13 protein-coding genes are annotated in these 13,546 nt (G+C 63.0%); 7 read left to right on the top strand and 6 right to left on the bottom strand.

Annotated elements, in window-relative coordinates:
• The first annotated feature begins 2 nt into the window (after positions 1 to 2).
• From G7047_RS20430 to G7047_RS20420, 3 genes are read left to right on the top strand one after another with little or no spacing between them, the layout of a single operon-like run.
• Positions 3 to 1,814 (top strand): ATP-binding cassette domain-containing protein, encoded by a 1,812-nt coding sequence (locus G7047_RS20430; protein WP_166312178.1) that lies wholly within the window; start codon positions 3 to 5, stop codon positions 1,812 to 1,814.
• On the top strand, positions 1,807 to 2,538 hold the full coding sequence (locus tag G7047_RS20425; RefSeq protein WP_166309557.1) for an ABC transporter ATP-binding protein: 732 nt from the start codon (positions 1,807 to 1,809) through the stop codon (positions 2,536 to 2,538). The genes G7047_RS20430 and G7047_RS20425 overlap by 8 nt, the downstream gene beginning before the upstream one ends.
• Positions 2,535 to 4,151 (top strand): GMC family oxidoreductase, encoded by a 1,617-nt coding sequence (locus G7047_RS20420; protein WP_166309555.1) that lies wholly within the window; start codon positions 2,535 to 2,537, stop codon positions 4,149 to 4,151. Before G7047_RS20425 ends, G7047_RS20420 begins: the two co-directional genes overlap by 4 nt.
• Positions 4,152 to 4,163: 12 nt before the next feature.
• Here G7047_RS20420 and G7047_RS20415 read toward each other — a convergent pair whose 3' ends face one another.
• A complete protein-coding gene (locus G7047_RS20415) occupies positions 4,164 to 5,798 on the bottom strand; it encodes an AMP-binding protein (protein WP_166309553.1) in 1,635 nt (544 codons plus the stop codon).
• A 39-nt stretch (positions 5,799 to 5,837) separates the two neighbouring features.
• Positions 5,838 to 6,503, bottom strand: a complete 666-nt coding sequence (locus tag G7047_RS20410; RefSeq protein WP_371813811.1) for a glutathione S-transferase family protein — start codon at positions 6,501 to 6,503, stop codon at positions 5,838 to 5,840.
• Between the two features lie 363 nt (positions 6,504 to 6,866).
• On the opposite strand from G7047_RS20410, the gene G7047_RS20405 reads away from it, so the two are divergent.
• The gene (locus G7047_RS20405) at positions 6,867 to 7,271 is read left to right on the top strand and encodes a hypothetical protein (RefSeq protein WP_166309549.1); all 405 of its coding nucleotides are present in this window, start codon (positions 6,867 to 6,869) and stop codon (positions 7,269 to 7,271) included.
• A 330-nt stretch (positions 7,272 to 7,601) separates the two neighbouring features.
• Here the strand turns inward: G7047_RS20405 and rsmI are convergent, their stop codons facing one another.
• Positions 7,602 to 8,537: a 16S rRNA (cytidine(1402)-2'-O)-methyltransferase gene (gene rsmI / locus G7047_RS20400; protein WP_166309547.1), complete on the bottom strand. Its 936-nt coding sequence runs from the start codon at positions 8,535 to 8,537 to the stop codon at positions 7,602 to 7,604.
• 62 nt (positions 8,538 to 8,599) lie between these two features.
• Between rsmI and G7047_RS20395 the strand changes: the two genes are divergently transcribed.
• The 3 genes from G7047_RS20395 to G7047_RS20385 all read left to right on the top strand — a co-directional run bounded on the left by G7047_RS20395 (position 8,600) and on the right by G7047_RS20385 (position 10,434).
• Positions 8,600 to 8,965, top strand: coding sequence for a YraN family protein (locus G7047_RS20395; protein ID WP_166309545.1), 366 nt, complete (start codon positions 8,600 to 8,602; stop codon positions 8,963 to 8,965).
• A gap of 99 nt (positions 8,966 to 9,064) precedes the next feature.
• Positions 9,065 to 9,658 carry an SIS domain-containing protein gene (locus G7047_RS20390; protein WP_166309543.1) on the top strand — a complete coding sequence of 198 codons (594 nt, stop codon included), beginning with the start codon at positions 9,065 to 9,067 and terminating at the stop codon, positions 9,656 to 9,658.
• Positions 9,658 to 10,434 (top strand): BON domain-containing protein, encoded by a 777-nt coding sequence (locus G7047_RS20385; protein WP_166309541.1) that lies wholly within the window; start codon positions 9,658 to 9,660, stop codon positions 10,432 to 10,434. The genes G7047_RS20390 and G7047_RS20385 overlap by 1 nt, the downstream gene beginning before the upstream one ends.
• 254 nt (positions 10,435 to 10,688) lie before the next feature.
• Here the strand turns inward: G7047_RS20385 and G7047_RS20380 are convergent, their stop codons facing one another.
• The 3 genes from G7047_RS20380 to G7047_RS20370 all read right to left on the bottom strand — a co-directional run bounded on the left by G7047_RS20380 (position 10,689) and on the right by G7047_RS20370 (position 13,533).
• A complete protein-coding gene (locus G7047_RS20380; protein WP_166309539.1) occupies positions 10,689 to 11,603 on the bottom strand; it encodes an NAD(P)-dependent oxidoreductase in 915 nt (304 codons plus the stop codon).
• Positions 11,604 to 11,664: 61 nt separating this feature from the next.
• Complete coding sequence (locus G7047_RS20375; RefSeq protein ID WP_166309537.1) at positions 11,665 to 12,801, bottom strand: PilT/PilU family type 4a pilus ATPase; 1,137 nt, start codon at positions 12,799 to 12,801, stop codon at positions 11,665 to 11,667.
• Positions 12,802 to 12,900: 99 nt separating this feature from the next.
• Positions 12,901 to 13,533, bottom strand: coding sequence for a cyclic nucleotide-binding domain-containing protein (locus tag G7047_RS20370; RefSeq protein WP_166309535.1), 633 nt, complete (start codon positions 13,531 to 13,533; stop codon positions 12,901 to 12,903).
• Positions 13,534 to 13,546: the final 13 nt, after the last annotated feature.

Genomic DNA, 13,546 nt, shown 5'->3' with positions numbered 1-13,546 from the left:
TGATGCGCGGCGAGTCCAAACATTACCTGTGGCTGATCATCGTGGCCGCGTTGGTGGCGGCGATTCCGCTGTTCACCAGCAACGATTTTTATCTGCGCATCGTCTTTCTGATCGGCGTGAACTACATCGCCGCCTCGGGTCTCAATGTGCTGGTCAACTACACCGGGCAGAAGTCGCTAGGCCATGCCGGACTGTTCGCCGTGGGGGCCTATGCGGTGTCGCTGCTCACCGCGCGCTGGGGCTGGAATCCGTGGGTGGCCTTCGCGATGGCGGGGGGGCTCGCGGGACTGTTCGGCGTGGTCATCGCCTTGCCCGCGCTGCGTGTAAAGGGGCCAGCGCTGGCGATGGTGACGATTGGCTTCGGCATCGTGGTCGAGAAGATCGTCTCCGAATGGCAGGACGTGTTCGCCGGGCAGCAGGGCATTTACGGCGTGATTCCGCTGAACTTCGCCGGGCAGATGTTCGGCACCAAACAGTGGGTCTGGTTCGTGCTGATGCTCTGCGTGCTGCTGCATGTGATGTTCCGCTACCTGTTGAACGGGCGATTCGGCCGCGCGTTTCTGGCGGTGAACACGGCGGAGGTTGCGGCCGAGAGCGTGGGCGTGAGCGTCTACAAATTCAAGGTACTGGCCTTCGTGATCAGCGCGTTCACCTGCGGCATCGCGGGCGCTTTGATCGCGCAGCAGAACCAGTACATCAATTCGGATTTCATCACCTTCAATCTGTCGATCTTCTTTCTGCTGATCGTGCTGTTCGGTGGCAACTCGGTCTACGGGCCGCTGCTCGGTGCGGTGGTGCTCACGCTGCTTGATTCGCTGCTCTCGCGTTGGCCCGATGTGCAGCATTTCACCTACGGCGCGCTGCTGCTGTTCGCACTCTATGCGATGCCCAATGGCCTCGCGGGATTCGTGCGCACGCTGGCACGCAAGTTCGCGCCGGGACTGGTGCCGAAAGAGGCGCTTCCGGACACGCTGCCCGCCTGGCAGCTCAAGGCGCAGCCGACGGGTGGCGACGCCAGCGTGTTGCTCGACGCGCGCGGTCTCTACAAGGCCTATGGCGGCGTGGTGCCGACCAATGACGTGAACCTGCAGATCCGCCCCGGCCATGTGCATTCGCTGATCGGGCCGAACGGCGCGGGCAAGACCACGCTGCTCAACATCCTCTCGGGCATCGTCGCGCCGGAGCGCGGCAGCATTTGGTTTGCGGGGCAGAACATCGTCGGCGTCTCGCCCAACCGGATCGCGCGCATGGGCCTGGGCCGCACGTTCCAGAACCTGCGGCTGTTCAGCGACATGAGCGTGCTCGACAACGTTAAGGTCGGGCTGCATTCCCACATCAAGGCGGGCTTCTTTGCGAGTCTGATTGGCGTGGGCAAGGCATACAAGGCAGAGCTAGCCGCACGCGACGAGGCGCTGCAGATTCTCGAACGCCTGCATCTGCGCGACAAGGCGCTCGACATCGCGGGCAGTCTTCCCTACGGTCTGCAGCGGCGGCTGGAACTGGCGCGCGCGCTCGCCACCCATCCCCGATTGCTGCTGCTCGACGAGCCTGCTGCCGGTCTCAACCCGCAGGAAACGCAGGAGCTGGTGCAGGTGATCGCGCGCATCCGCGATCTGGGCATCACGGTGCTGTTGATCGAGCATCACATGGATCTGGTGATGGCCGTGTCCGACCACGTGATCGTGCTCGACTACGGTCAGAAGATCGCCGAAGGCACGCCCGCCGAAGTGCAGAACAATCCGCGCGTGATCGCCGCCTATCTGGGCAGTGATGATGAGGACGAGAACGACGAGCTTGGAGGCCAGCATGCCTGAGCACAACGCATTGCTGCGCGTGGATTCCCTGCAGGTGCATTACGGCGCGGTGCAGGCGCTCAAGGGCGTTTCGCTGCATGTGAACGCGGGCGAGGTCGTCACCATCATCGGCGGCAACGGTGCGGGCAAGAGCACGCTGATGAAGGCCATCTCGGGCCTTGAGCCCGCAGCGCAAGGAAACATCGCATTCGAGGGCGCGGACATCACCCGCATGCCTGGCCATCTGCGCGTGCCGCTCGGCATCGCGCAGAGCCCCGAGGGCCGTCAGGTGTTCGCCGATCAGACGGTGCACGACAACCTGCTGCTCGGCGCCTATCACCGCAAGGATGGTGTAGCCGAGATCGCAGCCGACATCGAAAAGCAGTTCATCGCCTTTCCGCGACTGCGCGAGCGGCGCGAGCAGATGGCGGGCACCATGTCGGGCGGCGAGCAGCAGATGCTGGCCATAGCGCGCGCGCTGATGTCACGGCCCAAGCTGCTGCTGCTCGACGAGCCGTCGCTCGGCCTCGCGCCACTTATCGTGAAGGAAATTTTTGCCATCGTGCGGCAGCTGAAGGCGCAGGGGGTGACCATTCTGCTGGTCGAGCAGATGGCCAATCAGGCGCTGGCCGTGGCCGACCGCGCCTATGTGCTGGAGACTGGTCGCTTCACGCTCGAAGGGCGCGCGGCCGAGCTGCGGCGCGATCCCAAGGTGCGCGCAGCCTATCTTGGAGCGCATGCATGAACGAGCCCGCTGGCGACACCTATGACTATGTGATCGTCGGCAGCGGCGCTGCGGGCGCTATCGTGGCCGCGCGCCTCAGCGAGGACCCGAACGTCACCATCTGCTTGCTCGAGGCAGGGCCAGCGGACAGCCATCCTTGGCTCAAGCTGCCTGCCGGTTTCATCAAGGTCATCTTCAATCCAAAGCTGGCCTGGCAGTTTAGTTCCGAGCCCACCAAACGCACGGGCGGGCGGCGCATTCCGCTGCCTCAGGGCAAGACGCTCGGCGGCTCCACCTCGATCAACGGGCTGGTCTACAACCGGGGCCAGCACGAGGATTTCGACGGCTGGGCAGCGTTGGGCAACCCGGGCTGGTCCTACGATGAGGTGCTGCCGTATTTCAAACGTTCCGAGGCGTTCATTGACGGAGGCGATCCTCTGCTGCGCGGTCACACAGGCGCGTTGAAGGTCACGCTGCCGCATTGGCCGCATCCCGTTTGTGAGGCCTTTCTGCAGGGTGCTGAAGAGCTCGGCATGCCGCGTAACCCCGACTACAATGGCGCCTTCCAGCAGGGCGTGGGCTACTTCCAGCGCACGATCCACAAGGGCTGGCGCGTGAGCACGTCGGCGGCCTTTCTGCGCCCAGCCATGCACGCGCGCAATCTGCATGTGTTGACGAATGCGCAGGCGCAGCGCGTGGTGTTGCGGGGCGCATCGGCGGCGGGCGTGGTGTATCGGCAGGGCGGTGCCATGCACATGGCGCACGCGCGGCGCGAGGTGATCGTCTGCGCCGGTGCGATCAACACACCCAAGTTGCTGCAGCTCTCGGGCATCGGCGACGGCGAGCAACTGCGCGAGCTCGGCATCGCGTCGCAGGTGCATCTGCCCGGTGTGGGGCGTCATCTCAAGGACCATTTCTCGATCCGCCTCGTCGCGCGCGTAAAGAACGCCGTCACCATCAACGAGATGGCGCGCGTGCCGCGTCTCTGGGGCCAGGTCTTCGACTGGCTGCGCGGCAAGCCCAACATCCTGTCGCTCAGCCCCTCCGTCGTGCACTGGTTCTGGCAGTCGCAGGGCGGTCTCACGCGCCCCGATCTGCAGGGCGTGTTCTCACCAGCGAGCTATCGTGAGGGCTATGTCGGCATGCTCGACCGTTATCCCGGCATGACCTGTGGTGTGTGGCAGCACCGGCCGAAAAGCGAAGGCAGCGTACGCATCGCCTCGGCCGATCCGGCGATCGATCCCATCGTGCAGCCCAACTATCTTGATGACGCGGACGACCGCTTGACGCTGATCCGCGGCGTGCGTTTGGCGCGCGCGCTGCTGCACACCCAGGCGCTCGCGCAGTTCCGCGAGGGCGAGGTGATGCCCGGCAAGCAGGTGCAGAGCGATGACGAGATCCTCGACTTCATCAGCCGCTACGGAGTCTCGTCCTACCACCTCAACGGTACGGCGCGCATGGGGCCTGCGAGCGATGCGGGGGCCGTGGTCGATGCGCGGCTGCGCGTGCATGGCGTGCCGAATCTGCGCGTGGTCGATGCATCCGTGATGCCCGAGATCACCTCGGCCAACACCTGCGCGGCGACGATGATGATTGGTGAAAAAGGCGCTGAACTGATTCGCAGCGCTGCTTGAAGTCTTGCGCGTTCAACTGCGTTTTTTCTTGGCGCGCAGATCGCGAATGCCGGGCAGCGAGCTTGGCTCTTGTCCCGCAGCGAGAATGCGGTGCTTCTGGATCTTCTGTGTGCCGGTCGTGGGAATCGCGTCGGTGAACCACCACCAGCCCGGCACCTTGTAGTAGGCCATTTCCTTACTGCAGAAGTCGAACAGCTCGCTGCAGAGTTCTTCGCTGGCGGACTCGCCCGGAACGAGCACGATGCTCGCCAGTACCTCTTCTTCGCGGATCGCGTCGGGCGCGGCCATCACCGCGACGCCCTGCACCTTGGGGTGCGTGAGCAGGATTGCTTCGACCTCGGCGGCCGCGATGTTCTCGCCCGAGCGGCGGATGATGTTCTTGCGCCGGTCCATGAAATGCAGCAGGCCGTCGGGGTCCTGCACGACCACGTCGCCGGTGTGGAACCAGCCGCCGGTCCAGGCCTTTTCGGTGGCGGTGGGGTCATCCAGATATTCGCTGAAGAAATGTTTGCGCGGTGTCTGCTCGGAATAGCGCACCAGCAACTCGCCGGGTGTGCCGAAGGGAGTGGGCGCGCCGGTCTCGTCGGCCACCAGTGCTTCCAGACCCGGCTCGCCACGGCCGAACGAGCGCGTGCCGACCTGACGGTCCGCCGTGTAGTCGGAGAGCGTGCGCACCACTTCGGTCATGCCCCACAGCTCGATCAGCGGAAAGCCGAAGCGCTGCTCGAACACCGCATGTAGCTGCGGCTCCACGCCCGCGCCATAGCCGAAGCGGATGACATGCTTCTTCTCCCATTCCGATTCGGGCTGTTTGAGCAGCAGCGGAATGATCACGCCGAGGTAGTGCACGATGCTCGCGCGTGAGCTCGCAACTTCTTCCCACCAGCGCGATGGCTGAAAGCGGTCCGTCTGGATCTGGCAGCCCCCCGACAGCAGCATGCAGTAGAACGACAGGATGGACGCGTTGACGTGAAAGAGCGGCAGTGGATTGAACAGCCGCTCGCGGCCTTCCTGAATCGAGACGAAACCTGGCTGGCTTGCGTACCACTTGCCGGCGGCCAGCTCGTAGGCATGCGAGAGCACGCAACCCTTGGGCTGGCCGGTGGTGCCCGAGGTATAGAGGATGCTAGCGGGCGTGTCCGCATGCACCTCGCCAGTGAGTGCCGCGCGATGGGCTGTCGGCAGTTGCAGCGATGTGGCGTCGTTGGGATCGACGGTGGTGACGGCAGGCTGGTGCTTCGTGTCCTCCAGCGATTCGCGGATCGACGCCAGCCGCGACGGCAGGCAGACGACGAGATCGACCTTGGAGTGGTCCATCAGATAGTTCAATTCGCGGCGGCGGTAGTCGGGGTTCACGGGCACGACGCAGATGCCCAGTGTGTTGAGCGCGAGCTTGTGCAGCATGTGCTCGGGGCGGCTTTCGAGCAGCAGCGCGACGCGGTGGCCGAGCCCGTAGCCCGCCTCGCGGTATTGTCTGGCGAGTGCCGCGATCTGCCTGCCCGCCTCTCGGTAGCTGATCTCCACACCATGGGGCGCATAGCTGCGCTGCGGGTTGGAGGGAACGGCCAGCAGGCTGTTGTCCGCATAGCGTTCGACGGCGGCTTGCAGCGCCTCGCCGATCGTCGTCTCGTCGGTTACGGTGATCATGATGGGGAGGCTCCGCCGTTGGTTCTACAAACAGTTGGTTCAGGGCCGCAGCAGCGGCGACGGCATCGGGTCCACGCCCTGATTGATGGCCGCCTGGCGTTCGATCTCAAGACTGCGCTGGTAGGCCGGGCGCGCCTGCAGCCGCTGCCAATAGGCCTGCGTGGCCGGGCCCCATTGAGCCGACATGTCGAGAAACTCGGACAGCATCAGTGCATAGCTCACGGCGATGTCGGCGGCGGTGAAGCGCCCGGCGCAGAGATGTTCGCGCTGCGACAGGGCACTCTCCACCGCTTTGAGGCGGCCGAAGAACCAGCGCGCATAGTCCTGCGCAACCTGCGGCTGGCGGCGCTCGGGTGGCTCGAAGTGGGTATAGCGCAACACCAGTGTGAGCGGGAAGGTGAGGGTGGCGTCCGACATGAACAGCCAGTTCAGATAGCCCGCGTACTCGGCATCGCCGGGCTGCACCGCCAGCGGCGTGCCGGGGACGAGGCTGCACAGGTACTGGCAGATGGCACTTGACTCGGTGAGGCGCTGATTGCCCTCGAGCAGCAGCGGGACCGTTCCCAGCGGATTGAGTTCGAGAAAGCTGCGCTGCATGACGCGCGGCGGAAAGGGCAGCATCGAAAGTCGGTACGGCAGGCCCAGTTCCTCGAACATCCACAATGCCCGAAATGAGCGTGCGCTGACGCTGTGATAGAGATCCATCACTCCACTGTCTCCTGTTTCTTTCTGCGTCGTCGCCAGCGCTTGGCGAGCGTTTGCATGTGTGACGATGTTAAAGGATTCGCAAGCGGCGCATGCACGTGTGATGCGTTGCTGGGATGGTCTGGACGACGGTGAAAATTTGGAACACCATGCAGACCAAATGGACTCGATCTGGCTCATTGACGCGACGTTTGCTGCATCTTGTAACTCTATAAATGGGATAGAGCTTCGCTGCTTGTTGATTTTTATCACGCTGATTGCAAACTGATGAACCAATGCAGTTTCTTGTGCGGGCGTTGTATTGAATTCACTTTGTCAGGTGCCATTTGCAGCGCCTGTTCGTTGATACTCTAGGAGCCCGTTATGTTTCCCGAAAAAATCGCCAAGTCCCATCTGCTCAAGCTCAACCGCATGCTTGACGATATCGCACGCGCGAGCCGCGATCTGGACGCGTTGCGACTGGCCTACCAGTGCATTGCCGACGAATTCGAACACGAGCTGCGCTGCTCTGCAGATTGCGCTTCTGCGACTGGCGTACTCGGGCAGGCTCAGGCGCAGCGTTGTGCGGAAATCGTGGCGGCGCATGTGGCGCTCAAGTCCGACATCGAACTGTCGCTCACGAGTGGGACCGACGGCAAGCAGGTGTGCGCATTGCAGTCGCTGCTCGACACGCTGGAGGATGAGCGTGACGCACTTGATTCCGATCTGCGAGCGACCCAGCGCTCTCTTTGGAAGCGAAGACCGTTTGCGATGGAGGACCCGCCCTAGCTTTGGACACGCCTTTTTCCATCCGGTATTTTGAAAGCGTGCCAACCACGCAGTGTTCAATCAAAAAGAAAAGTTGAGTTAGATGTCCCGTTGGACCCCAGACGCGATCCGCGATTCGCGATCGGGTTGATATGAACAGGGGCCCGGAGTGATGCGCTGGTCGAGAGACCTTGAATGTCTTCTACATACATGCGCGCAGCGGTTGAATGCTCACAGACGAGCGTTGATCGCACCATTCATTCCATTGCGGCAGCGGCGAGCCCGACTGACCGAATGCGCTGCTACTCTAGGCAGGGCTTGCGCAGAATACGCACAATTTCCTTTGCGGATTCATTCTTCCTCAGTATTTTCATCATCGCTGTTCGATTTCAATGCGAGCGCCATGTCGTAGAGCCGATTGCGCGCGCCACCGGTGATCTGAGCGGTCAGGCGCACGGCGACTTTCATCGGCAGTTCCGCGAGCAGCAACTGCAGGATCTGCTGCTCCTTGGGATCGTGCTCGTCGCTTTGTGTCGCGGGGTGAATTACCACCACGAATTCGCCGCGACTGTGTTGACTGTCCGATTGCAGCCAGGCCTGCAGTGCGCTGGCCGCATGGGTGGTGATCTGCTCGAACTGCTTGCTGATCTCGCGCGCCAGCGTCACCGGGCGATCACCCAGCACGGCGAGCGCCTTGGCGAGTTCTTCGATGCGGTGCGGCGCTTCCAGCAGCACGACGGCGCGCGGCTCGAGCGCGAGTTGGTCAATGACCGTGGAGCGCTCGGCCGACTTGGTCGGCAGAAATCCGGCGAACAGAAAGCCCTGGGCATCGGGCGAGACGATTCCTGCCACGCTGATGGCGGTGGTCACACTGCTTGCGCCCGGCAGCGGAATAGACCGCAGCCCTGCAGTCTGTACCGCCGCGCACAGGCGCGCGCCCGGATCGCTCACGCCCGGCGTACCCGCGTCGCTCACGTAGACAACCCGTTTGCCTTGTTGCAGCAGATCGATCACCTGCGCCGAGCGCTCGGCCTCGTTGTGCTGGTGCACGGCCAGCAATTGGCTGCCGGACTTGTCGAGGCCGTAGGCGCGCAGCATCTGCTGGGTGTGGCGGGTGTCCTCGCAGGCGACATGGTCGGCTAGTTGCAACACATACAGGGCGCGCAGCGTGATATCTGCAAGATTGCCGATCGGGGTCGCCACGACGTACAGCGCGCCCTGCGGATAATGTTGAGCACCGGCTGCTTCCTGGGCAGCTGTCAGGGCAGAGGCAAAAGATGTGCTCATGGGGTTTCCTGAAAAGAATGAAGGGGCAGGCGGCGCAAGCCACTGACAACACAAACGCGGACATGTCGGATCAGACCACGCGCGTGCAAGGCATGTTCGCCGAGGATCAGGCGCTGGCCTATCTGCAGAAGGCCGGGCTGAAGCTCGTCACCCGCAATTATCGAACCCCGGGCCGGGGTGGCGGAGAAATTGACCTGATCATGCGTGATCGCGACGGAACACTGGTCTTCGTCGAGGTGCGCAGCCGGGGCTCGGCCCAGTTCGGCGGCGCGGGCGCGAGCATCGGCCAGACCAAGCAGCGGCGCATCATTCTGGCGGCACGGCATTATCTGGCGGCACTTGTGGCCCATCCACCGTGTCGCTTCGACGTGGTGCTGATCGAGCGGGAACCCGTGTGGCTCAAGAGTGCGTTTGACGCTGGAGATTGAACATTTCGGCACTTTTATCGTCCCCAATGGATATATGCCGATACGGATTTGGAATTCAGACACTTCGCGTTGGCGCTAGCCAAGTATCATCGGCAGTCCATGCTTGAGCAACGAATCCAACAACATTTCATCGACAGCGCCGACGTCAAATACCAGGCGGCGCAGGCCTTGAGCGACCCCATCAACGCGGCGGTGCAGGCGCTGCTCGCCTGCGTCACCAACGGCTCCAAGGTGCTGGCTTGTGGCTCGGGGCTGTCGTCCGCTCAGGCGCTGCAGTTCGCCATGATGTGCGTGGCAGGCTTCGAGCGTGAGCGTCCGGAGCTGGCCGCCATTGCGCTTTCGGCCGATGCGGGCTGGTCCGGCTCATTGGGGCAGTCGTTTGAAGTGGGCGCGTTTGCCCGGCAGGTACGTGCGTTGGGCGCTGCGGGTGACGTGTTGCTGGTGCTGTGCGTGAATGGCGACGAGCCCGCGTTGCTGGAAGCCGTGCTTGCGGCGCATGAGCGCGACATGTCGGTGATCGCCTTGTGCGCTCGCGATTCGGGTGCCATGGGCGGCGTCATGCGCGAGACCGATGTGCAGGTCTGCGTGCCGCACGAGCGCGCCGCTCGCGTGCGCGAGGTGCATTTGCTCATCCTGCACTGTCTGTGTGACGGTGTGGATACCCAGTTGTTAGGTGAACAGGAGATGCTTTGATGAAATTCCTTCATGCCCGTACCACTTGCTCCGTGTTGGCGGCCGCGCTGCTGGCTGCTGGACTGACCGCCTGCGCCCCCGTGGTGCTAGGCGGCGGCGCGGTGATGGGCACGTTGATGGCAACGGATCGCCGGACCACCGGCACCCAGGTCGAGGACGAAGGCATTGAGAACAAGGTCTCTGGTCGCCTCAAGGACGTGATGAACGGCCGTGGCCACTTCAACGTGACCAGCTTCAACCGCCAGGTGCTGCTGACCGGTGAAGTCCCGACGGTCGAGGAGAGCCAGAAAGCCGAGAAGGAAGCGCGTGCGGTCGAGAACGTGAAGACGGTGGTCAACGAGCTCGGCGTCATGGAGAACTCCGGTTTTTCCCAGCGCTCGCGTGACACGCTGATCACCGGCAAGGTCAAGGCCAGCCTCGTGGACGCCAAGGATCTGTCGTCCAACGTTTTCAAGGTGGTTACCGAACGGGACGTGGTTTATCTGATGGGGCGTGTCACGCCGCGTGAGGCCAAGCGCTCCGCGGAAATCGCACGGGGTGTGGACAACGTGCGCAAGGTGGTGCGCGTGTTCGAAGTGATTTCCGAAGACGAGCTCGCCAATTACAGCAAGCAGCAGGGTGCACCCGTGCAGGATGCGGGTTCTACTGGAACTTCTTCTTCTGGGACAGTGACTCCTGCGCCGCTTGCGGCTGAACCTGCGGCTCCGTCTGGGCCATCGCGTACCGAGATTCAAGGAACGCCTTTGCCTGCCATTCAGACTGCGCCTGTTCGCTGATTTGTGGATGAAGTCTTTGGCTTCATGGTGGGGCGTTTGGAGGCGGCAATACAGCCCCTCATGCGTCGTTGCGAAGCCTTGCCGTATGAGAGTACTGATCTGCGGCTTCGACGCCTGGCCTGAGGGGCCGTCTTGCCGTTGGGGTGGGAGATCGAGTGCTCCGCGCGCTTCGGGGGCTCGCTGTCTTGAATGAAAATACAAAAACCGGTCGGGACTTGCGTTCTGACCGGTTTTTAGTTTTGTTTGGATGCTTGTTACTGCTTTGGCTTGCGCAGGCGGGTGATGAGGCTGGAGGTATCCCAGCGGGCTCCGCCGGACTGCTGCACGTCGCCGTAGAACTGGTCGACCAGTGCGGTCACTGGCACGCGGGCGCCGTTGCGTTTGGCTTCGTCGAGCACCAGACCCAGATCCTTGCGCATCCAGTCGACGGCGAAGCCGAAGTCGAACTTGCCTTGCACCATGGTCTTGCCGCGGTTTTCCATTTGCCAGCTCTGGGCGGCGCCCTTGCTGATCACGTCAAGCACGACGTTCATGTCGAGTTCGGCCTGTTGACCGAAGGCGATCGCTTCCGACAGGCCTTGGACCAGGCCCGCGATGCAGATCTGGTTGACCATCTTGGCGAGCTGGCCAGCGCCGCTGTCGCCGATCAGGGTGAAGGCGCGCGAGAAAGCCAAGGCGGTGGGGCGGGTGTCGTCGAAGGGGACTTGAGCGCCCCCGCACATTACCGTGAGCTGGCCGTTCTGGGCGCCCGCCTGACCGCCGGAGACCGGCGCGTCGATGAACTGCAAGCCGAGCGACTGCGCTTTTTCGTAGAGCTCGCGCGCCACCTGGGCCGAGGCCGTGGTGTGGTCGACGAAGACGGTGTTGGCGCCCATGCCCGCAAAAGCGCCGTGCTCGCCGAGCACGACGGAGCGCAGGTCGTCATCGTTGCCAACACAGCAGAACACGATTTCGGCGTCTTTCACGGCTGCCTTGGGCGTGGTGCCGAAGCTGCCGCCGAACTCCTTGACCCAGGCTTCAGCCTTGGCCGAGGTGCGGTTGTAGACCGACACCTGATGCCCCGCTTTGGCCAGATGCCCAGCCATCGGATAGCCCATGACGCCCAGACCCAGAAACGCGACCTTGCGTGCAGGGATGGCGTCATACGTGCGGGGATTGATGCTGCTCATTTAACAAAAACTCCAGTTGGTTCGTACAGTGGCTAAGAGGATCAAAGGTTCAAAGGCGGGGTCAGACGATTGCGAAGTGCTCTGTGCCGGCCGACAGGTCGGTGGTCTTGGCGCGCTGGCTGCTCAGCTTGATCTGCAGGCGCAGGTCGTTGACCGAGTCGGCGTTTCGAAGGGCGTCCTCATACGTGATCATGTTGGCTTCGAACAGGTCGAACAGCGCCTGGTCAAACGTCTGCATGCCGAGGTTGCGGCTCTTCTTCATGATTTCCTTGATCTCAGCGACCTCGCCCTTGAAGATCAAGTCGGCGATCAGCGGCGAGTTCAGCATGATCTCCACGGCGGCGGCGCGGCCCTTGCCGTCCTGCTTGGGGATCAGGCGCTGCGAGACGAGGGCACGCAGGTTCAGCGACAGGTCCATCAGCAGCTGTGCTCGGCGTTCTTCGGGGAAGAAGTTGATGATGCGGTCCAGCGCCTGGTTGGCACTGTTGGCGTGCAGCGTAGCAAGGCACAGGTGCCCGGTTTCGGCGAAGGCCACGGCGTGTTCCATGGTCTCGCGGTCGCGGATTTCGCCCATCAGAATGACGTCGGGTGCTTGGCGCAGCGTGTTCTTGAGCGCGGCTTCCCAGCTGTCGGTATCTAGGCCCACCTCACGCTGGGTGACCACGCAGTTCTTGTGCGGGTGCACGAATTCCACCGGGTCTTCCACGGTGATGATGTGACCGTAGGAGTTTTCATTGCGCCAGTCGAGCATGGCGGCCAGTGTGGTCGATTTGCCCGAGCCGGTCGCACCCACCAGAATGCACAGGCCGCGCTTGGCCATGGTCACATCCTTGAGTACCTGCGGCACGCCGAGACCGTCGATGGTCGGCAGCGTGAGCGGAATCGTCCGCAGCACCAGCCCGACGCGGCCCTGCTGCACGAAGGCATTCACGCGAAAGCGGCCGATGCCTGCAGGCGAGATCGCGAAGTTGCATTCCTTGGTGCGCTCGAAATCCGCCACCTGCTTGTCGCTCATGATTGAGCGCGCGAGCATCAAGGTGTGCGAAGGGGTCAGCGGCTGGGGCGAAACCTTGGTGATCTTGCCGTCCACCTTGATGGCGGGAGGAAACTCGGCCGTGATGAACAGGTCACTCCCCCCCCGACTGACCATCAGGCGCAGCAGATCGTTGATGAATTTACTGGCCTGATCGCGTTCCATGTTGTTCCTCTCGGTCGTTTCGGCTGCCCGAAGCGGGGCGGCTCTTGGAAATATTGGGGTGTTGCGTGAAAGTGGGGAAAGGCGGCTTGACGGCGTGCCTCATCCATTGGGATTGTCGCTGAGCCGCGAGCTCACCACCCGCAGGCGCAGTGACAATTTTCGGGCCAGCAGCGCGATCAGCGCGGCCGCCAGTGGCGCGTCGTGCGCCATCATGTCGTCGAGCGCCTCGGCGCTCAGCACGGCGATCTCGCAGTCTGTGAGCGTGGTGCAGGTGGAAAAGCGGATGCCGCTGTCCAGCAGCGACATCTCGCCCAGAATGTCTCCGGGGCGGGTTTCGGCCAGCCGCAGGTGCTCGCCCCAGGGCTGGCGACGGTCCACGCCGATGCTGCCGGTGAGCAGCACGATCATGAAATTGCCGTATTCGTCCTGACGGATCAGGTCGCGGTTGGGAGACACCTGCGCGAACGCGAAGAAGCGCTGCATGCGCTCCAGTGCGTCCTTGTTCAGGTGCGACATGTACTGGTCCTTCTCCCAGACCGATTCGAGCAGCTTGCCGCCGCGGCTCTTGGGCAGGCGGGTGGCGACGACCTCGACGGCACGCGCCTCCCAGGGAGCGGCCGCCTTGCTTGCGCTCTTGCCCATGGAGAAGGCCGTCGTGAACAGGGTCGACTCTCCAACTTCCCTGGCTTCTCTGGGGCTCTTGGATTTGAGCAGGTCGAAGATGCCTTTCATGTGGTGTCTTCCT

The sequence above is a fragment of the Diaphorobacter sp. HDW4A genome (assembly GCF_011305995.1).
Lineage (GTDB): Bacteria > Pseudomonadota > Gammaproteobacteria > Burkholderiales > Burkholderiaceae_C > Diaphorobacter_A.
Note: the sequence above shows the minus strand (reverse complement) of the source record. Positions and strands in the feature narration are given on the sequence as shown.

Coding starts and splice junctions, on each gene's coding strand:
- G7047_RS20430 (WP_166312178.1), top strand. CDS start 3: ATGCGCGGCGAGTCCAAACATTACCTGTGGCTGATCATCGTGGCCGCG.
- G7047_RS20425 (WP_166309557.1), top strand. CDS start 1,807: ATGCCTGAGCACAACGCATTGCTGCGCGTGGATTCCCTGCAGGTGCAT.
- G7047_RS20420 (WP_166309555.1), top strand. CDS start 2,535: ATGAACGAGCCCGCTGGCGACACCTATGACTATGTGATCGTCGGCAGC.
- G7047_RS20415 (WP_166309553.1), bottom strand. CDS start 5,798: ATGATCACCGTAACCGACGAGACGACGATCGGCGAGGCGCTGCAAGCC.
- G7047_RS20410 (WP_371813811.1), bottom strand. CDS start 6,503: ATGGATCTCTATCACAGCGTCAGCGCACGCTCATTTCGGGCATTGTGG.
- G7047_RS20405 (WP_166309549.1), top strand. CDS start 6,867: ATGTTTCCCGAAAAAATCGCCAAGTCCCATCTGCTCAAGCTCAACCGC.
- rsmI (WP_166309547.1), bottom strand. CDS start 8,537: ATGAGCACATCTTTTGCCTCTGCCCTGACAGCTGCCCAGGAAGCAGCC.
- G7047_RS20395 (WP_166309545.1), top strand. CDS start 8,600: ATGTCGGATCAGACCACGCGCGTGCAAGGCATGTTCGCCGAGGATCAG.
- G7047_RS20390 (WP_166309543.1), top strand. CDS start 9,065: ATGCTTGAGCAACGAATCCAACAACATTTCATCGACAGCGCCGACGTC.
- G7047_RS20385 (WP_166309541.1), top strand. CDS start 9,658: ATGAAATTCCTTCATGCCCGTACCACTTGCTCCGTGTTGGCGGCCGCG.
- G7047_RS20380 (WP_166309539.1), bottom strand. CDS start 11,603: ATGAGCAGCATCAATCCCCGCACGTATGACGCCATCCCTGCACGCAAG.
- G7047_RS20375 (WP_166309537.1), bottom strand. CDS start 12,801: ATGGAACGCGATCAGGCCAGTAAATTCATCAACGATCTGCTGCGCCTG.
- G7047_RS20370 (WP_166309535.1), bottom strand. CDS start 13,533: ATGAAAGGCATCTTCGACCTGCTCAAATCCAAGAGCCCCAGAGAAGCC.